20 protein-coding genes are annotated in these 19,041 nt (G+C 40.2%); 13 read left to right on the top strand and 7 right to left on the bottom strand.

The features are described 5' to 3' along the window. Genes QMA08_RS04185 through QMA08_RS04195 form a run of 3 tightly spaced genes read left to right on the top strand, consistent with a single transcriptional unit; the run spans position 1 to position 2,407 of the window. A complete protein-coding gene (locus tag QMA08_RS04185) occupies positions 1 to 546 on the top strand; it encodes a hypothetical protein (protein ID WP_290173770.1) in 546 nt (181 codons plus the stop codon). 2 nt (positions 547 to 548) lie between these two features. Then, positions 549 to 1,898, top strand: coding sequence for a sigma 54-interacting transcriptional regulator (locus QMA08_RS04190; protein ID WP_002961637.1), 1,350 nt, complete (start codon positions 549 to 551; stop codon positions 1,896 to 1,898). A gap of 8 nt (positions 1,899 to 1,906) precedes the next feature. Beyond that, the gene (locus QMA08_RS04195) at positions 1,907 to 2,407 is read left to right on the top strand and encodes a DUF1543 domain-containing protein (protein WP_290173771.1); all 501 of its coding nucleotides are present in this window, start codon (positions 1,907 to 1,909) and stop codon (positions 2,405 to 2,407) included. A gap of 33 nt (positions 2,408 to 2,440) precedes the next feature. Here the strand turns inward: QMA08_RS04195 and QMA08_RS04200 are convergent, their stop codons facing one another. Further along, positions 2,441 to 2,668, bottom strand: coding sequence for a hypothetical protein (locus tag QMA08_RS04200; RefSeq protein WP_007581571.1), 228 nt, complete (start codon positions 2,666 to 2,668; stop codon positions 2,441 to 2,443). Positions 2,669 to 2,800: 132 nt separating this feature from the next. On the opposite strand from QMA08_RS04200, the gene QMA08_RS04205 reads away from it, so the two are divergent. After that, positions 2,801 to 4,051 carry a multifunctional CCA addition/repair protein gene (locus QMA08_RS04205; protein WP_290173772.1) on the top strand — a complete coding sequence of 417 codons (1,251 nt, stop codon included), beginning with the start codon at positions 2,801 to 2,803 and terminating at the stop codon, positions 4,049 to 4,051. 5 nt (positions 4,052 to 4,056) lie between these two features. Here QMA08_RS04205 and QMA08_RS04210 read toward each other — a convergent pair whose 3' ends face one another. From QMA08_RS04210 to pdsR, 3 genes are all read right to left on the bottom strand, one after another. Beyond that, the gene (locus QMA08_RS04210; RefSeq protein WP_182769157.1) at positions 4,057 to 4,221 is read right to left on the bottom strand and encodes a hypothetical protein; all 165 of its coding nucleotides are present in this window, start codon (positions 4,219 to 4,221) and stop codon (positions 4,057 to 4,059) included. 281 nt (positions 4,222 to 4,502) lie between these two features. Continuing rightward, a complete protein-coding gene (gene pdsS / locus QMA08_RS04215) occupies positions 4,503 to 6,641 on the bottom strand; it encodes a proteobacterial dedicated sortase system histidine kinase (protein WP_290173773.1) in 2,139 nt (712 codons plus the stop codon). Next, positions 6,641 to 7,330 (bottom strand): proteobacterial dedicated sortase system response regulator, encoded by a 690-nt coding sequence (gene pdsR, locus QMA08_RS04220; RefSeq protein ID WP_039486017.1) that lies wholly within the window; start codon positions 7,328 to 7,330, stop codon positions 6,641 to 6,643. The genes pdsS and pdsR overlap by 1 nt, the downstream gene beginning before the upstream one ends. Positions 7,331 to 7,534: 204 nt before the next feature. Here pdsR and pdsO point away from each other — a divergent pair, with 204 nt between their 5' ends. The 3 genes from pdsO to QMA08_RS04235 are packed head-to-tail and all read left to right on the top strand — an operon-like array spanning position 7,535 to position 10,943. Further along, positions 7,535 to 8,266 (top strand): sortase-associated OmpA-like protein PdsO, encoded by a 732-nt coding sequence (gene pdsO, locus QMA08_RS04225; RefSeq protein WP_290173774.1) that lies wholly within the window; start codon positions 7,535 to 7,537, stop codon positions 8,264 to 8,266. A 56-nt stretch (positions 8,267 to 8,322) separates the two neighbouring features. Continuing rightward, positions 8,323 to 10,341 (top strand): marine proteobacterial sortase target protein, encoded by a 2,019-nt coding sequence (locus QMA08_RS04230; protein ID WP_290173775.1) that lies wholly within the window; start codon positions 8,323 to 8,325, stop codon positions 10,339 to 10,341. After that, entirely contained in the window at positions 10,338 to 10,943 is a 606-nt protein-coding gene (locus QMA08_RS04235) for a class GN sortase (RefSeq protein WP_290173776.1), read from the top strand. Before QMA08_RS04230 ends, QMA08_RS04235 begins: the two co-directional genes overlap by 4 nt. Here QMA08_RS04235 and QMA08_RS04240 read toward each other — a convergent pair. Next, positions 10,838 to 11,797: a DMT family transporter gene (locus tag QMA08_RS04240; protein WP_024597327.1), complete on the bottom strand. Its 960-nt coding sequence runs from the start codon at positions 11,795 to 11,797 to the stop codon at positions 10,838 to 10,840. The two genes, QMA08_RS04235 and QMA08_RS04240, sit on opposite strands and share 106 nt — an antisense overlap. Before the next feature lie 119 nt (positions 11,798 to 11,916). On the opposite strand from QMA08_RS04240, the gene proB reads away from it, so the two are divergent. The 5 genes from proB (at position 11,917) to QMA08_RS04265 (ending at position 16,765) form a co-directional block, all read left to right on the top strand. Further along, a complete protein-coding gene (proB, locus tag QMA08_RS04245) occupies positions 11,917 to 13,020 on the top strand; it encodes a glutamate 5-kinase (protein WP_182681788.1) in 1,104 nt (367 codons plus the stop codon). A gap of 101 nt (positions 13,021 to 13,121) precedes the next feature. Continuing rightward, positions 13,122 to 14,096, top strand: coding sequence for a GGDEF domain-containing protein (locus tag QMA08_RS04250; RefSeq protein ID WP_290173777.1), 975 nt, complete (start codon positions 13,122 to 13,124; stop codon positions 14,094 to 14,096). A 56-nt stretch (positions 14,097 to 14,152) separates the two neighbouring features. Then, positions 14,153 to 14,512, top strand: a complete 360-nt coding sequence (locus QMA08_RS04255) for a glutaredoxin domain-containing protein (protein WP_002961611.1) — start codon at positions 14,153 to 14,155, stop codon at positions 14,510 to 14,512. Between the two features lie 39 nt (positions 14,513 to 14,551). Then, positions 14,552 to 16,036: a glutamate--tRNA ligase gene (gltX, locus tag QMA08_RS04260; protein WP_002961608.1), complete on the top strand. Its 1,485-nt coding sequence runs from the start codon at positions 14,552 to 14,554 to the stop codon at positions 16,034 to 16,036. A 429-nt stretch (positions 16,037 to 16,465) separates the two neighbouring features. Next, the gene (locus QMA08_RS04265) at positions 16,466 to 16,765 is read left to right on the top strand and encodes a hypothetical protein (protein ID WP_002958795.1); all 300 of its coding nucleotides are present in this window, start codon (positions 16,466 to 16,468) and stop codon (positions 16,763 to 16,765) included. Positions 16,766 to 16,781: 16 nt separating this feature from the next. Here QMA08_RS04265 and QMA08_RS04270 read toward each other — a convergent pair whose 3' ends face one another. Beyond that, positions 16,782 to 17,174 carry a hypothetical protein gene (locus QMA08_RS04270; RefSeq protein ID WP_182673334.1) on the bottom strand — a complete coding sequence of 131 codons (393 nt, stop codon included), beginning with the start codon at positions 17,172 to 17,174 and terminating at the stop codon, positions 16,782 to 16,784. A 104-nt stretch (positions 17,175 to 17,278) separates the two neighbouring features. After that, on the bottom strand, positions 17,279 to 18,058 hold the full coding sequence (locus QMA08_RS04275; RefSeq protein WP_290173778.1) for a CPBP family intramembrane glutamic endopeptidase: 780 nt from the start codon (positions 18,056 to 18,058) through the stop codon (positions 17,279 to 17,281). Positions 18,059 to 18,260: 202 nt separating this feature from the next. Between QMA08_RS04275 and QMA08_RS04280 the strand changes: the two genes are divergently transcribed. Next, on the top strand, positions 18,261 to 18,962 hold the full coding sequence (locus QMA08_RS04280) for a DUF3581 domain-containing protein (protein ID WP_182716070.1): 702 nt from the start codon (positions 18,261 to 18,263) through the stop codon (positions 18,960 to 18,962). Positions 18,963 to 19,041: the final 79 nt, after the last annotated feature.

Here is a 19,041-nt window from a genome sequence, read left to right on the forward strand (position 1 = left end):
ATGCGCTTGCGTTTAATCGCTATTTTATGTGTGCTCAGTAGCAGCATGGTTATATCAGGTTGTGAAATTAATAATGGGCAAGAAGAGCGTGTGTCAATTACACCTGCACCTGTGGTCGATACAAAAAAAACGACCGACAAAAACAGTAACCCTAGTCCAAAACCTAGACCAAAAATTGAACCAAGCTATCCTCCTGCAGAGCAGGTTATTGCATGGCACGCTAATCAGTGTGGCGGATTTAAATTGGTACCTAGCAAAGATGTTTTTACAGGCGAAAACGAGCTTAAACGCTTTTTTAAGTTCATGTGCTTAAACATAAATGATGATCCAAATACGGTAATGACTCAGTTGCTAAAACTCGATCTTGCTTACTTTTGGCCTGATGACATAAAGCAATATTTATGGCTTCAAAAGCAGCAAGTAACTATGCAAATAAATGCTAAAAAAGAGCAGCAAGCACTTAATAATAAAATGCAAGAAACCCTCTCATCGTTAGCAACGATTGAGCAGCAACTTTTACTACGAGAAGAAACGAAGGAGCAGTAACGATGGCCGCAACTAAAGTACAAGGTGCAAAAGTATTACTCGTAGATGACGACGCTAGCTTATTAAAACTGCTCGCTATTCGTATTGAATCAAAAGGATACGAAGTAACAACCTGCGAAAGCGGCTTAACTGCACTACAAATACTTAAAAGCCAAGTGTTTGATGCCGTTATAACCGACTTACGCATGGATGAAATGGATGGTATGGCACTGCATCGTCAGCTGCAAAGCCGCTACCCTGCATTACCTGTCATTATGATGACAGCGCACGGCTCAATTCCTGATGCCGTAGAGGCAACTAAGCAGGGCATTTTTGCATTTATAACTAAACCAGTGGATAAAGATGAGCTATTTGACAGCCTTGCTAAAGCGATAGAAATTCATGGTGTTAACGCCGATGAAGCTGCACCTAAAAGTAATATAGTTACGCGCAGTGGTGCAATGCTGCACTTGTTAGAGCAAGTAAAACTACTTGGGCCAACGCAAGTTAATGTACTTATTTCGGGGGCTAGTGGTACTGGTAAAGAGCTACTCGCACAGGCGATTCATCAGCATAGCCATGTAAGCAGTGGCCCTTTTGTTGCAATTAACTGCGGCGCTGTACCTGGGGAGCTTTTAGAGTCTGAATTATTTGGTCATAAAAAAGGCTCGTTTACGGGTGCAATTAAAGATCACCAAGGTTTGTTTCAACAAGCACAGGGTGGCACGTTATTTTTAGACGAAATTGGCGATATGCCGCTTAACTTACAGGTTAAGTTACTGCGCGTATTACAAGAAAAAACAATTCGCCCAGTAGGTTTTCAAGAAGAGATAGCAATTGATGTACGCATAGTGTCGGCAACACATAAAAATCTTCCTGAAGCTATTTTAAACCAGCAATTTAGAGAAGATTTATACTATCGCTTAAACGTAGTTAATTTAAAGTTACCGCCACTGTGTGAGCGCCGCGAAGATATAAGTTTATTAGCACAGCACTTCAGTGCAAGCATTGCTAAGCGCATGAACCAAAATGAAAAACACTTTGCAAGCGATGCTATGCATGCACTTGTACGTTACGACTGGCCAGGTAATATCCGCCAATTACAAAACGTAGTAGAGCAAGTTGTAGCATTAACACCGAGCGATGTTATTTCAGAGCATTTAGTGTTAGCTGCGCTAAATAGTAACGAAACAAACGTAGAACCATTATCACTAAACGACGCTAAAAAAGAGTTTGAGCGCGACTATGTAATTAACACTTTAAAAATGGCAGGTGGTAACGTAGCTGAAGGCGCTAAGCTTGCCAAGCGCAATCGCTCAGATTTTTATAAGTTGATTAAAAAGCATAATATTGATGTTGATAATTTAGGTTAAGGAAAAGCATGCAGTTATTTATGGTGTATTTAGGTGGCCGGATTCAAGGTTGCCATATTGAAATGCACGATATTCGCTTTGTAGTAGGGGAGAATATAGAGCAAACCTACTCAAAGTTAAAAAGCCAATGGGTAGGCGACAGAAGTAGTGTTCACATGGATAGCTACATGGCAATTAATCATATTGATGGCTTTAAAGTAGAAGTTGTTGATAGCTATGTGGAGCAAAATAAACAACTCTATTTTGTAAATTTAGGCGCTTACAGAAGTGATTCCATGGCTGAACAACATGACTTTGCGCTGTATGTTGCAAGCAGTAGCCATGAAGCTAAAGAGCGCGCTAAAAACGATTTGCTCGCAGGGCTTAGTCATATTCATAAAGATGATTTACATGATGTGGACGATTGCTTTGCCATTGATTTACTCGACAGCCAGCTAAACATTAAGCTCACGTCTAGTGGGCAAGCTCAAGCAATTAAACCAGATTGGTTTGGGTACCACGTACTTTAAATAAATAGAGCGCTCTAAAAATATAAAGCAGGATTAAGAATCCTGCTCGTTTTGCTCATCTTTTTCGCTTTTAGCCGCCATTTTAAACGCCACAATAACCAACCCAAACATAGCAAACGGCAGTGCTGCCAACATGTATTCAACCACATTACTGTCTTGAAAATTTGCTTGTAGTAAAAAGTGACCCGCCACACACATCAAAATAACCACTAATAAAATGGGTAGTAACATGAGTTCTTTTTTTGATGAATGGTTTTTCATTAATTATGAGGCTATAGCTAAAAATAATGCGCCATTGTAATGAGCTTACTTAAGCTTGGCAAATACCGCAGAATTTTTTAATTAATGATATGATTAGCGTCAAACAATTGGGCAAGTGTTATTGGGAATAAAGTGAAAAGTAACTTAAAACAAGTTTACCTCGTTGGCGGTGCAGTGCGCGACAAACTGCTAAATATAAAATCAAAAGATAACGACTATGTAGTGATTGGGGAAACACCAAAAACGATGGAATCGCTTGGTTTTGTGCCAATAGGTAGCGACTTTCCGGTTTACTTACACCCAAAAACAAAAGAAGAATACGCACTAGGACGCACAGAGCGTAAAAGTGGCAAAGGCTATACTGGCTTTGTGGTTGATGCCAGCCCAACCGTTACGCTAGAAGAAGATTTAGCAAGGCGCGATTTAACCATAAATTCAATGGCGCTTGATGAACACGGTAATATTATTGACCCGTTTAATGGCCAAACTGACTTACAAAATAAAACACTGCGCCACACCACTGAGGCATTTGTAGAAGACCCTGTTCGAGTACTGCGTATTGCCCGTTTTTTAGCGCGCTATGGCAGCGATTGGCGTATTCACCCAAGTACCTATGCATTAATGCGCGAGCTTAAAAATAAAGGTGAGCTAAATCATTTAGTACCTGAGCGCGTGTGGCTTGAAACCGAAAAAGCACTGGGTGAAAAGCACCCTGAGCTTTATTTTGAAGCACTGCAAGGTTTAGGTGTTTTTCCAGAACTTGAGCGCATGGTTAATGTACAGCAACCGGCAAACCATCATCCTGAAGGGGATGTATTTGTGCATACTATGTTGGTACTTAGGCGTGCAGCCGATTTAAATTTTAACTTAGAAGCACGCTTTGCTGCACTTACCCATGATTTTGGAAAAGCGCTTAGTTTTAAAAAGTATGGAAACCTACGTGGACACGAACGCGAAGGCGTTGCCGTTATTGAAAAGTTTTGTGAGCGCTTAAAAGTACCTAACCGTTTTCGCGATGTTGGTGTACTCACCAGTGATAATCACACCCTTTGCCATACAATTGATCAGTTAAGGCCGCAAACCATTCACAAGCTAATAGTGACTAACTTAAATGCGTTGGTACACCCAGAACGTTTTATAGCGTTTACCCAAGCATGCCAATGCGATGCACAAGGGCGTGGTGAAACACTGGTAGATAAGCCATACCCGCAAGCAACTAAACTGCGAGCAATTCATACTGAACTGCAAAAAATGGATAAGAAACAAGTAGTGCAAGATGCACTTAAAAATGGCAAAAAAGGCCCTGAAATAGGCGAAGAAGTAAAACTTGCAGAAATAAACTGCATTAAAGCATTTTTAGAACATGAGAAGTCCCAAGCGTAATAAAATTAGACTAAGTAGTGCGATACGCCTTGGTTTTTAGTCGCGTCGTGCTTTCTTAGCTCTTTGTAATTGGTGTTTTTTGGTTTTATCTCTTCAGACTTGGGCTTTTTTGAGGGCCTGTATAAGTCAAAAATAAAGTCTAGTTCTTCACGCTCTAGTGATGGTTTCATGAGTATTCCTTCAATTTAATACTTTAATATGATGTAGGATATGGTCATTCGACTGAATAAAAAGTGAATAGTTACATTTGAAGTTGTACTAAATTGTAACCGGCAGGTTTTAAGGGATGAGAGGATTTTATTTGTTAATTTATATGGAGTTAAGGTAAATTTTAATAACTCTTTTTAACTAAAAATATACAGCTGAATTTAATTTATTGCGTACTTACTATTTGCATATAATGCTGTGGCTATAAATATAACGGTACAGATATAACTGTATAAATACAGCCTTAACCATTAACTAACGGCAGTGTTACGGTAAACACTACACCATCACCTTGTTCGTTGTTTTGCGCTGTTACATTGCCTTTATGGTAGTCGCACACCAGCCTTACAATATAAAGACCTAACCCCAAATGTGGCTGTTGCTGCATTTGCTGGCTACGTACCGACACCATAGAGTCAAAAATATGCTCAGTTAATCCTTCGGGTAACGCGGGGCCTGTATTACGCACTGTTAATGTTGCTTTATTTTCGCTCTGCTTAAGGCCTACATTAATAGCCGTATTGGCTTCACTAAACTCCAGCGCGTTATTAATAAGTTTATCAAGCAGCTGAGCAATAAACTCCGGTGCACCTTGCATAGGTAATTTGCTTTGGCATACATCAAGCGTAAATAACTGGTGTGGGTAAGTAAGCTGATAGCCTTGCATGCAGCCATTTATTACTTTTTGTAAATCAAAAGGCTCAGGCTCGTTGCTTTGAATACTTTGCTCAAGGCGAGTGGCTTCGCTCATGGTGGTTATTATTTTCCCTAAGCGTTCAACGCCTTCACTGGCGCGATCGAGGTATTTTTGACTCAGCTCGTTTTGTGGCAAGCTTTGTAAGTTCTCGAGTGACGAGCGCACTACGGCAACCGGCGTGCGCAGCTCATGTGATAACCGCGACGACATATTTTCTAAGTAATCGGTATAGCCACCAAGTCGGCTCACAATATTTGAAAAACTACGAGACAGGTCGCCAATTTCATCGTTAGCATCGCTGTAATTAATACTCCCTGTAACACGCCCTTGTGCATCAATTGCTTGTTCAGCTGTATCGCGCAGTCGCCTAATTCGGTTCGATATACGTGAGGCAAAAAAGAACAGTGTGACAGTACCAATTAGCATCACAGCTAAAATAACGTTAAAGAGTTTTTCAAGTGACTTGTTACGCAGCGTACGTACGCCGTTTGTGGTTTCCTCTGCTATTACCGCGCCAATTACTTGGTCTTGAATCCAAATAGGGTATGCGGCCGATAAAATAACGGCTTTGCTGTCAGGGGTTAAGCGCCAAGACGATGCAGGTTGTCCTTTTAATGCTTTCGCTAAATGTGTGCCTTGCATAGAGGCTACATCGTGCAGGGTATCTAAAAACTCATTTTCGGGGCGCGTTAATATTTTATAGTAAATAGGGTGTAAGTAATTTTGCTCAAAGCGCTGCCACCAAGTTTCAGGTGCTTTATTAGCAAGCCCATCAGCCCATACGCCATCTGCATTTTGAATAGTACCCGATTGCGCAAGTACGCGATGATGGTTATCAACCACCCAAATGCGGCTACCACTGTGGCCCATGCCTTTTAAAATACGGCTAATTTCTGGAGAAGGGACTAATACTGAGCCTAAATCGTTTGGGTTATTTAAATTTGAGGTCGACATTATTTTAGGCTCTAACAATGCCTCTTTACTATCTACGTCAACAATAGCAAAGCCAAGTTTGTTGCCTAGCATGCTAATAGGAAAGCGCAGCTCTACGTTATAACCTGATTCGGTACTTTCAAAATAGCCCTGAATTTTTGTAAAAGGGGCTTTGGTATTTGCATCAAACGCATTAACCCAGCCATCTTGGCGTGGCGCAATTATATAGGTATTAAATTGGCCGTCAGGTGTTTTTAAGCCAATTTGTAAATAATCGTTATTGGTAATACTTAAGCTATTTTTAGCGCGATAAATAAGGGTATTGTCGGTTACTTTAAATACGGCGTATAAGTAGTTATCAAACTTTCCCACCATATGATCAAACGATAAGTCACTGGCTTGATGTTTGTTATCTGTTTTTTGTAAGTAGCGCTTGTCGTAATGCCAAAATAGCGGTTGATAGCTGTCCCAATCGTTAAGTTTACCGTCGAGCTGAATAGGGTTTTTAAGATTATAAGCGTATAAATCGCGGCCTTTTACTACTTGGTCTAAAAAGTTGGTTTGCTCGTCAAATAATGCGGGGCGCTCATGTAATGCTGTAGCAAGTGCTCGAGTGGTGCCTACGAGGGTTTTTTCTTGGCCTTGGCGTAAAAACTTTTCCATTTCCCATACGTACTCGTAGCCAAGCCACGGTAGCAAAAACAAAAAACATGAAAGTAATATAAATTTACTGCGCAGACCAAATCGTAGCATTAGTGTTGTTCCCACCGATAGCCCATGCCATACACGGTATCTATGCAATCAAAGGTGCTGTCGAGTGCTATAAACTTTTTACGAATACGTTTTACGTGTGAAGTAATGGTGCTGTCGTCTACATAAATTTTTGCATCGCTCATTAAATCGTTACGGCTTTTAACATGGCCTGGTCGCTGGGCGAGTGAATGCAGCATCCAAAATTCGGTTACGGTTAAATCAACTAATTGTTGCTGCCAAAATACCTGCATACGTTGCGTGTCGAGCGTTAACTGCCCGCGTGTTATGAGGGCGTTTGCATCAGCGGGTTGTTCAAGTGCTTCCATTCGGCGAAACAGCGCACCAATACGTGCAGCCAAGTGAGCCAAGCTTATGTCTTTTGTTAGGTAGTCGTCGGCGCCCATGCGCAGGCCGCATACAGTATCTATTTCGCTATCGCGGGCGGTTAAAAAAATAATAGGCAGTGTTTTAGAAAGCGATCGCAATGTTTGGCACAGTAAAAAACCACCATCTATTTCATGGCCTAGGCCAATATCAACAATGGCTAAATCGGGCAGAGCGTTTTTAAATGCAGCTTCAGCGCTGGCGCGATTTTCAAAGCCACTGACTTGGTAGCCCTGTGCGCTCAGCATTTCTATGTAGTTTTCGCGGATTGCGGGTTCATCTTCAACGATGGCTATTTTTTTCATTTTAATCATTATCCTATCGGCTCTGTTGTGCACTATATCGAAGTTTTTAAGCTAAGTAAGGTTAAAAAGGCAATTGCCATTTTTTTGCCACAATTGCTCAGCAGTTTGCCATTTTTGATCCCCTTTGCTGCCACTTGAGCTTGTTTTAATACACTCCTCAAAACAAAACATCACAAATTAAAAAGTAAGTTTAAGGATCACATCATGAAGAAGACATTAATTGCGTTAACACTCGTTGCTAGTTTTTGTTCTCCAGCAATTGCCTCAACATCTAACACGCCATCAAAAGAAGCCCATAAAGAAACGGCTATTGGGCTAGGTGCAGGCGCTATTATTGGCGGCGTAGTGGGCGGGCCAATTGGTGCGTTTATTGGGGCATTTGCCGGTGGTTTAATAGGTGATTCAAAAGTAGCTGATAACAAAATTGCAGAGCAAGAGCGTGCAATTACGGTTATGAAAGAAAAAACCAGCGATTACCAACACGTGCTTAACCACAATAATATGTTAGAGCAACAGCTAGAAGTGCTTGCCAATCAAAATGAGCAGTTAACTCAAGTTCAAATTAATAACTTATTGGCGATGACGGTGCAATTTAAAACAGGTTCAAGTGTTATTGCCCCGCATTTTGCACTGCAGTTAGACCAACTGGTTACCTTGTTAAACAACCAACCACAACTCGCACTTGATTTAAGTGGCTTTGCCGATCAACGCGGCGATGAACAAGCCAACCTTTTACTTTCTAAAGCGCGTGTAAATGCCGTGCAAAGCTATTTAATAAAACACGGCGTGAGCCACAAACGCTTAAGTACGCAGGCATTTGGCGAGCAGCAAACATTGGCTAACAGCAACTCGGTGGAAGATAACTTTTTTGATAGACGCGTAACGCTTACCACTCGCTCAATGAACCCTGTAAATGGCCAAACGGCGAGTAACTAAATCTAACTGAATCTAACTGAATCTAAGTAAAACAAAGCGTTCGATGGAGTGATTTTATGTTGAGTAAACCAACCAAAATGCTTACTAAAGTAAGCATTTTTATATTCATAGCGATTGTGCTGTTAGCGAGCTTTAAAAGCCATGCGCAATCACCCAAGTTAGAACTTTTTGATAGCAATGGTGCGCCAGCAGGACCAGCAATAATATTAAAAAGCGACGCCAATATGACCTTAACCGGCCTAATTAATCATGTTGTAGTAACGCAAACCTATCAAAACGAAAACCCGTTTGCGGTTAATGCGCGCTACGTTTTTCCATTGCCAGATGAAAGCGCCGTGCACGCCATGACAATGCGTATAGGTGAGCGAGTCATTAAAGGCCAAATTGATAAAAAAGTGGAAGCCGAAAAAAAATACGAGGAGGCTAAAAAAGCAGGTAACCAAGCGGCCCTTGTACGCCAGCAACGCGCCAATATGTTTATTACTAATGTGGCAAATATTGGCCCTGGTGAGCAAGTGATTATTGAGCTTGAGTATCAAGAAATAATTGATTACAGCAGCGGTACATTCGCTATTAGGTTTCCTACTACCATTACACCGCGTTATCACGCGATTAGTGGTGAGGTTGAGGTTAATACTCAAAATCAAGCGCATGTTAACTCACTCCCAACGGGATGGTTAAGCCCTGTTTACAGCATTCAAAGCAGTAATCAAAATGATAACGTACCAAGCAGCCAATTTAGCTTAAACATAGATATAGACGTAGGCTTAGAGCTGGTGGATATCAATTCTAAATTTCATAATGTTGATGTGCAAAACACCGCGTTTGGACAATATAAAATAGCGTTAAATGAGGAAAATGCAGTTAATCGCGACTTTGTACTTGAGTTTAAACCGCTGCAAAAAGAGCAAGCTCAAGCTGCATTTTTTACTCAGCAGTTTGAAAATGGTGACCGATACGGCCTTGCTATGCTAATGCCACCAGGGGATCACTTTACACAAACTCAACGCTTACCTCGTGAAATGGTATTTGTAGTTGATACGTCAGGCTCTATGCACGGGCAATCTATGGAGCAAGCTAAAAAAGCCTTGTTTTATGCGCTGTCATTACTCGATAGCGACGACAGCTTTAACATTATTGGTTTTGACAACATAGTAACTCCAATGAGCGATAAACCACTTATAGCCAGTGACTTTAATTTACGCCGTGCAGAGCGATTTATTTATAGCCTAGAAGCCGACGGCGGCACTGAAATACAAGGTGCGCTTAATGCCGTACTTGATGGCAGCGAGTTTGATGGTTTTGTACGCCAAGTTGTATTTTTAACTGATGGCAGCGTAAGCAACGAAGATGCATTGTTTAAGAATATTCAAAGTAAGTTAGGCGATAGCCGCTTATTTACAGTAGGTATTGGCAGCGCACCGAATAGCTTTTTTATGCGCCGAGCGGCAGATATAGGCAAAGGCTCATTTACGTTTATAGGCAGCACAAGTGAGGTGCAACCTAAAATGCAGCAGTTGTTTGATAAGCTTGCACATCCGGCTATTACTAATGTGGCGCTAAGCGATGAAAGCGGTAATAGCTTAGATTTTTGGCCATCACCACTTCCTGATTTATATTTTGGCGAGCCTATCATGGTCGCTATAAAACTTAATAATGCTAAAAGTGTGGTACTTGCTGGGCAAACAGCACAAGGGCCTTTAAGTATTAAATTAAGTACACAAAATAGCTCAAGCGCTCAAGGTATAGCAAAACTGTGGGCGCGCCAAAAAATCAAGTCATTACTTTTATACAACGAGCAAAATACAGTTAAAGATGAAGTACAGGAGCTTGCGCTTACTCATCAATTACTTAGCCCGTTTACTGCTTTTATAGCGATTGAACAAACTCAAGCAAAAGAAGTGGCAGATCAAACGGCGCAAGCTACTAATGCAGTACCGCAAGGTATGGCAATGCGCTTACCGCAAACCGATGGGCAAAGCAGGTTACATATATTGCTAGGTTGTATTTTATTATTGGGATTTGGTGCTCTTAAAATAAACCGATCATTTAAATTAAGCAGGGCAGGTAAATGAAAAAGTGGCTAAGCGTGGGCTTACTAATAGCTGGGCTTGGATTATTTGGTCACGGCGCTTATATGCAGGCAAAAGCGTGGCTTGCTCAAGTATTAATTGAGCAAGCATGGCAAGAGGCGCTTAAATCACCCGGCACTAAAGTAAAACCGTGGTATTACGCCGACAGCTACGTGACTGCAAAGCTCGATTGGCCAAGCCATAATAAAACATTAAGTGTATTGGCTGGAGCGAGTGGTCGTAATTTAGCGTTTGCGCCTAGCCAATTTTTACCCGCAGGGGAGCTTGGCGGGAAAAAAATTGGAAACGAAAAAGGCGCGCTAATAGCTGGGCATAACGACACCCACTTTGCATTTTTACAAAACGCCAAAGTGGGAGAGGCGTTTACTTTGCAGCTGCAAAGTGGGGTGATTCAAAATTATAAGGTAACGGGGATTGAGGTTATTCATCAATCCCAAAACTCATTTTTACAAACACCTGGGCTGTATTTGCTTACCTGTTACCCTTTTGATTCGCTTGCCTCGGGTACTGATTTAAGATTGCTTGTATCTGCGCAAATGTCTTCGCCTGATTCACTAAGCGGTATATCAACCACGAGTTCTTGATGGCGCTGGCTTACCATTACGCCAATAAATACCACAAATATGCTCAGCCATTGCCAAACATTGAGCACTTCGCCCAAAATAATAGCTGACAAAATAAGTGTAAAAATAGGAATTAAATTAGAGTACGCAGCAGCGGTTAATACCGATACCTTGCTAATTGCATAGTTGTACATGCCATACCCGCCAAGGGTTACACACGAGCCTAAATACAAAATGCTCATGAGCGCAGTTAAGTCGTGTTGATTTTCGCTTGGTAGGTCGATAAAAAATAAAAACGGCGCAAAAAACAAGCTGCCGCTAATACCTTGCAACGCAATTAAAGTCAGGGGCGAGTAGCGATTAGCTAAATGTTTAATACTTACGGTATAAAATGCAGCGCACACCATAGCCATAAGCTCTAAAAAGTTACCTAGTAACGGATTAGGTGCTTGGTCGGTACTTGGTGAGAGAAGCGTAAGTAAAATACTGCCACCTATACACAGCGTAAAACCGACAACAATGGCCTTGCTTATATGCTCTTTAAGTAATACAAAGGCAAGCAACGCAATAATAATAGGTAAGCAAGAGACAATAACACCGGCCTGCGAGGCTGATGTGTATTCCATTGCATGGCCTTCAAATAAAAAGTATAAGCAAGGCTCAGCAAGCGACATACCCACTAAATACTTCCAGTCACCTTTTAAATACTCAAACCGAATAACGTAGCGCCATAAACAAAGCGACAAAACTAACGTGGTGAGCATGCGTAAAAATATCACCAATGCAGGGTCGTAAATAGCAATGGCGTATTTAAGCGCAATAAAAGAGCTGCCCCATAAAAAGGTGGCAATAATTAAACATAAACTGGCAGGCATAGAGAGTAATTTACTTAATTTAATAAAATCAGATCCTAGCATGAAAATTTTTAACTTGTTCAAAAATACCGAGCTGGTATAAATTAATTCATCTTTAATTAATCAATAGTAAAAAGCACATGCAAAGGGAACAGGTAATAGTTGTAAAGCTTGGTACAAGCGTACTAACTGGCGGCACCGATAAGCTAGACAAAGCACATATGGTTGAATTAGTACGCCAATGCTGCGAGCTTAAAAAGCAGGGGCATCAGGTTATTTTAGTATCGAGCGGCGCGGTAGCTGCTGGGCGCGAACAACTATTAAAACCCTGTGGCAGAAGCTTAATTGATAAACAAATGCTTGCTGCAATTGGACAAGGTCAACTTATTCATATTTGGCAGAGCTTGTTTGCTTTATATGGGGTAAATGTAGGGCAAATGCTGCTTACTCGCGCTGATGTAGACGACAGAGAGCGCTACCTTAATGCCCGCGATACACTCAATGCGTTATTAAATTACGATGTTGTGCCCATCATTAACGAAAATGACGCAGTCGCTACCAGTGAAATAAAAGTAGGCGACAACGATAATTTATCGGCACTTGTTGCTATTTTGGCTAATGCTAATAAATTATTGTTACTTACCGATCAAGAAGGGTTATTTACCAGCGATCCTCGCACCAATGCCGATGCCACCCTCATTGGTGAAGTAACACATATAAACGATGAGCTGCGCCAACTTGCTGGTGGCAGTGGTACAAACTTAGGTACTGGCGGCATGGCGACTAAACTGCAAGCCGCCGACATTGCAAGGCGTGCAGGCGTTGAAGTTATTATTGCTAAAGGCGCAGGTAAAAACGTTATTTTAAAATGTATGAGTGACGAGTTACCAGGCACACGCTTTTTAAAACTCACCGCCCCAAAAGATGGCCGTAAAAAATGGCTACTAGCTGGGCCTAAAAGTACCGGCCAAATTGTTATAGATACAGGTGCTATTAGTGCCCTTCAAAATAAAGGTGCAAGCTTACTTGCTAAAGGCGTTACTAATGCATTTGGACGTTTTGAAAGAGGCGATTTAATTGATTTAATAGATACTAAAAATCAAGTGATTGCACGTGGCTTAACGCGTTTTAGCAGTACCGAGGTAAATAAAATCAAAGGCGCACATTCAAATCAAATAGGTGAGTTACTTGAATACGATAGTGGTGCAGAAGTATTGCATCGCGACGACTTAGTATTACTTTAATACCTGTTCTAAAGGATTAGTTAATAAGTATTACCTCATAACTTAGTAAATTCATGAGTATTGTCTAGACTAATAAAAGTTTAATTAGTTTAGGCAGTGTAATGAAGGTAAATAAGTGTGGGCACGAATGGATTATTAAGCTTACCCAGCAAGAGGAAGAAAGTGATTTAGATAGCGCATTAATACAAATAATTAGCGACTTGCTCGAAGTTGATAATTTTGCCATTTACGTCAATAAAAATTTTTCAGCCCCCATACCCCCTACTCTTATAAATTCAAATAGTAATTTAGAGCAATTAAGCCCAGATGAAGCATCATTATTATTACAAAAGGTCACTCAAAATAAAATTAGGGTGAGCTATGCCTTTAGTAGCACAACAAGTTACGTGCCTATTTATCATTTTGGAAAAGTAGTCGGCACTTTATTAATAGAAACCGAGCAAGAATTACCAGAACGAATAACTATGTTAGCTGTACATATTTTAAATATTTATGCTAATCAGCTTGGGCTATTATATAAGTCGCGGTTAGATCCACTTACAGAGCTTTTAAATAGGCAAACATTTGATAAAAAAGTAATTGAGATTGTATCGGGTAACGGTTTTTTGTTACCAAGAAATGATAACAATAAAAAGCGACGTTGGTATTTAGCTATTGCCGATATCGACAACTTTAAAAATATTAATGATAACTACGGGCATGTAATTGGCGATGAGGTTATTTTACTTGTTGCACGGCTACTAAAAAATAATTTTAGAATTGAAGACTATGTATTTAGGTATGGTGGTGAAGAATTTGCTATGTTATTTCAAGCAGAAACAGAGGGTGATGCACATGTTGCACTTAACCGGTTACGCCTTAATGTTGCCCAATACCCTTTTCCACAAATTGGCCAGTTAACCATTAGCATTGGTTTTTTAGAATTAGTGAGTATTGATACTGTATCGAGTATTGTAAATCAGGCTGATTTAGCGCTTTACTACTCTAAAAATACTGGCCGTAATAGAGTTACCTCCTACAGTGAATTAGAAGTTAATAACGAACCAAAGATAGATAACAGTATTGAGCTTTTTTGATTGTAAATTTGTGCTAAAATCTGGCTCCTTAAATTGTTGTAAGCAGAGCACAGAACATGAAATTAGTTCGTTGGTTTTTAGGTTGTATAATCTTATTCTTTAATTTTGTATTTACTCCTCGCAGTAAAAAGCGTGCAAGCGACGAGCAAGCACAGCTTGATCAGCAAACCTCACAATTTAAACTGTACCAATTTAAAGCATGCCCGTTTTGTGTAAAAGTACGCCGCGCTATTAAGCGCGAAGGCTTAAACATAGAAACGCGTGATGCAAAAAATAATGAGCAATATCGTCAAGAGCTTCTTGAACAAGGCGGCAAAGTTAAAGTGCCTTGCCTGCGTATAGAGAAAAATGGCCAAGTACAATGGCTGTATGAATCAAACGATATTATTGCTTACTTAAACAAAGTAGCTGCATAAACCACTTTTATTATCTCACTTATTTAAAGAGAATTTACCATGACAATTCGCACCCGTGTTGCCCCGTCGCCAACTGGTGACCCGCATCTTGGCACCGCTTATATCGCCTTATTTAACTACTGTTTTGCTAAACAACAAGGCGGTGAATTTGTACTTCGTATTGAAGATACAGACCAAGTACGTAGCACGCCAGAGTCTGAACTTGCGATTATGGATAGCTTACGCTGGTTAGGGCTTGAGTGGGATCATGGTCCTGATGTGGGTGGCGAATTTGGTCCTTACCGTCAATCTGAGCGTAGCGATTTATATAAAAAATACGCGCATCAGTTAGTTGACGATGGTAAAGCGTTTTACTGCTTTGCAACAAGCGAAGAGCTTGATCAAATGCGTGAAGAGCAAATGGCAGAAGGCTTGCGCCCTAAATACGACGGTCGTGGTTTAAACCATACAGATGAAGAAATTAAAGCAAACTTAGCGGCAGGCAAACCTTACGTTATACGTATGAAAATCCCAAGCGAAGGCACATTTAAGTTTAACGACTACCTACGAGATGAAATTGAGATCCCGTGGGAAAACGTAGACATGCAAGTGCTTTTAAAAGCGGATGGTTTCCCAACGTACTTTTTAGCGAACGTAGTTGATGACCACCATATGCAAATTAGTCATATTTTCCGTGGCGAAGAGTGGATTAACTCAGCACCTAAGTTATTAAAACTTTACGAAGATTTTGGTTGGGAAGCGCCGGTACTTGGTCATTTACCATTACTACGTAACCCAGATAAATCAAAGCTATCTAAGCGTAAAAATCCAACGTCTATTAACTACTATAAAGAAATGGGTTACCTACCAGAAGCCGTGCTTAACTACTTAGGTCGTATGGGTTGGTCAATGCCAGATGAGCGTGAAAAGTTCACACTTAATGAAATGATTGAAAACTTTGACATGAAGCGCGTATCGCTTGGTGGCCCAGTATTCGACGTGGATAAATTAAGTTGGTTAAACGGCATGTGGATCCGCGAAAATCTAACCGACGAGCAGTTAATTCAGCGCTTTGTTGATTGGAAGTTTAACGGTGAAATGTTAGCTAAAGTATTACCTGAGGCTAAAACGCGTATTAATACCCTTTCGGATATGGTTGAGCTGGCAGGGCACTTTGTAGGTGGTATTCCAACTTACGACCCTGCGCTATTAACAGCTGGTAAAGCAGACGAAAACGTAATACGCCAAGCACTACAATTTTTTGTATGGCAGCTAGAAGGCTTACGTAGCTTTGATAAGCCCGCTATTTTTGCAATTGCAAAAGAAGTGGCTACATTCCACGAGCTTAAAATTAAAGACTTTTTAGAGCCAATTTTTGTCGCAATTACAGGCAAAACATCAAGTACGTCAGTGCTTGATGCCATGGAAATATTAGGCTCTGACTTATCACGTGCTCGTTTACGTGTAGCGCTTGCTCATTTAGGTATTTCTAAAAAGCAGGCTAAAAATATAGAGCGTGCGTACCGCGAATACCCAAGTGCATAATTGCTAAACAATGTACTTTTAAAAGCCGAGCTTAGTAAAATAAGTTCGGCTTTTTTGTTTCAGGCTGTTTAGCTATATGACATCGTATTTTGATATTGTTTAACTAAAGTATTAGGGTCTGTTGATCTTTTCGGATTAAAATTTGTTCAAACTAGGGGCTATTTAATCGCGGCGCGAGGTTTGTAACCTAGTGGGCTAAGTAAAAACCGAGCAACAAAGAGTAAATAGCCCCTAGAAAGAACCCTTTGGGCAGCGCCTGTTTGGCATTAATGCTACGTTATCGCCCATTTATGGGGAATAACCACACTACATAGGCTTTGCCTTGCCTAAATACCAAACAGACTGCTGCAAATTTAACCTTGAAAGATCAACAGACCCTAGTACTTAGCCCAATGATACAATAGGGAATATAAACTCATAGGAGGCAGTATGATTGCACCTGTAAAAAACAAAGCCATTTTTAGCAGTAACACATTTTCGATAAACCTTGTTACTTACCCAACCAATCATAGCGTAATGAACCATATTGACCCTGTGCAGCAAGGGCGCTATTACAAGCTTAATTTTGTATTAGAGAAACCTAAAGCGGGTGGGGTATTTAAATGCTCTAAATGCATTATAAATTTATTTAATCGCGTGTATTTGTTCAGACCCGATAAGTACGAACACAGCGTATCTAAAATCGAGTCTGGAAAGCGTGTGCTACTGAGCTTTGCGCTTAATATATAATTTGCACTTTTACTTATTAATAGTCGTAGGCCTGTCCGGTGCATAAAACAGATAAGTCGCAGTACGATACAGAGGTTTCACTACAGGAATTGATAGTAAAAGCATTTCCGCCTCTGCGCATAGCATCAGCTTTAAGTAAATCAATCGCGTTTGATTTAGAGCGATTGTAACTTACATTATTGCTGCCCATGCCGTCGCCATCACAGCTTTCACCTTCTATTCGCCCTAAAAGTGTTGCGCCACTTTCGTGTGCTTCTTGGTCGCTATAAAATTGCTGTAAATCTCTTTTATTAACGTAGGTGCCAATTTCTTGAGATAAAACACCGTTGTCTATATCTGTATGATAAGTCATTCCTGAACAACCAGTTATTGTGGCCAGCACTGTTATTGTCATTATAAAACGTAGCATATTTATTAGTCCTTTAATTTATTATTTAAAGTAGTAAATTACTAATAAAATCAAATGCTGGCAATGTTTGCTAACGGGTAAATTGTTAGCATTTGTAAATGTATTTAGATTTTACTGAGCATAGGGTAAGTAAACAAAAAGAAGTGGCAAACATTAACTAACCAATGGCACATAATGGCCCACTCTAAGCGCTGCGTTTTATAAAAAATATAGCCATATCCTAAGCCTGTAATAAATGAAACCAATACATAGTTAAATCCTCCTGCAAAATGTGCCAAAGCAAACACTGCAGCTGTCATTATTGGAGCAAGTAGCGCTGGGCGAGTAGATGTGATTATTTGGCTAAGTTTGGTTTGTAATAAACCTCTAAACAAAGCTTCCTCAGCTACACAGGTAAATAAAAGATTAATAGCAATAAAGGCTAACCAAAAGTTGGGCACTTTTGGGTTAAAGCTTACAAGTCCAAGTGTTAAAGCCGCAGTGAGCGAAGCTAAAACAGTAGCAATAATTATAAAAATAGGTTGTTTAACGTTTAATGGGCCTGCTTTATTAGAGTCTGCTTTTAAAGCTTTTTTATTCGAATAAAAGTAAGCACAAAGGAATAACCCAGCCATAGCTTTATCAAAATTAGCATAAAGGGTAAAAGCAATCGCATCGCTTGTAATACGCTCATCTATAACAATAGGGAGGTTATTAAAACCAGGCACCCAATGAAGTGCTAATGCCAGTGAGGAAATTATAAAAACAGTACTTAAAATAGCGCGTATTATTGCCCACTTTGCATTTAGCACACCGTAGTATAAAACAACGTAAAGCCCAGTGCTGAGCAGAGCATACAAATTTACATAACCTTGAAAATACCCACTTACTACACTTAAAGCCATTAAGTAGTGCCAAAGGGGTTGCCGCATTATTGATATTTTGCAGTACGGAAAAACACATATAATTGATAGTGCTAATAAATAAAAGGTCATTGTTTTTTATTACTCTGTTTTATTTAACCATTAATCTAACAGATTCGACCTCTCAATATTTTTTTTCTGGTAATATAGATAGGTTATAAGCAGTTTAAGCAGTGAACAAACTATGTTAAGTCCTTTTTTTCAGCAGCATGCTGATTATGTTTCTATCTCTCGTGAGCAGGGTTGTCGCTTCGCTAAATGCGTTGCTGACGATTACAATCCACTTCATGACAAAGATGCCAAAAAGTTTTGCGCGCCAGGAGACTTACTTTTTTCATTGGTACTAGACCGCTACGGTATTAGTGAACAAATGGAATTTACTTTTGCCGGTATGGTTGATGAAAACACCAAACTACATTTCCCTGAGGGAGCAGATGAGTTTGATGTTACCAATGGCGAAAAAGTAATTTTAAAGGTAAAGCGCAGCGGTAAAACCAGCCAATGCCCAGCACTAACTAATAGTCTAATAAAAAATTATGTTGAGTTTTCTGGTACTACCTTTCCGCATGTAATTATCCCATTAATGGGCAAGCAAGAGGTAATGATAAACCCTGCTCGTCCGATGGTAATTTACGAATCAATGCTTATTAATCTTGATAACCTTGATATAACAGCGCCAGTACTTGAATTTGCAGAGCCAAGCTTTGAGTACACTGGTAAGCGCGGAAAAATTACACTACGTTTTAACCTGTTAGAAAACGGCGTTAAAGTGGGTAGTGGTGAAAAGCACATGGTGGTTTCGGGTATTCGCGAATACTGCCAAGCAACAGTTGACGATTTAATAGCGTTTTACAACGAACGTAAAGCGACACTAAAGCCAGCTTAAAGCTACAGCAAATTATAAAAGGCGCTAAATACAACAGTTATTTAGCGCCTTTTTTATTGTTTTTGCGCTAAAGCGAAAG

The organism is Pseudoalteromonas sp. APC 3355 (assembly GCF_030407615.1).
GTDB classification, from domain to species: Bacteria; Pseudomonadota; Gammaproteobacteria; order Enterobacterales; family Alteromonadaceae; genus Pseudoalteromonas; species Pseudoalteromonas distincta.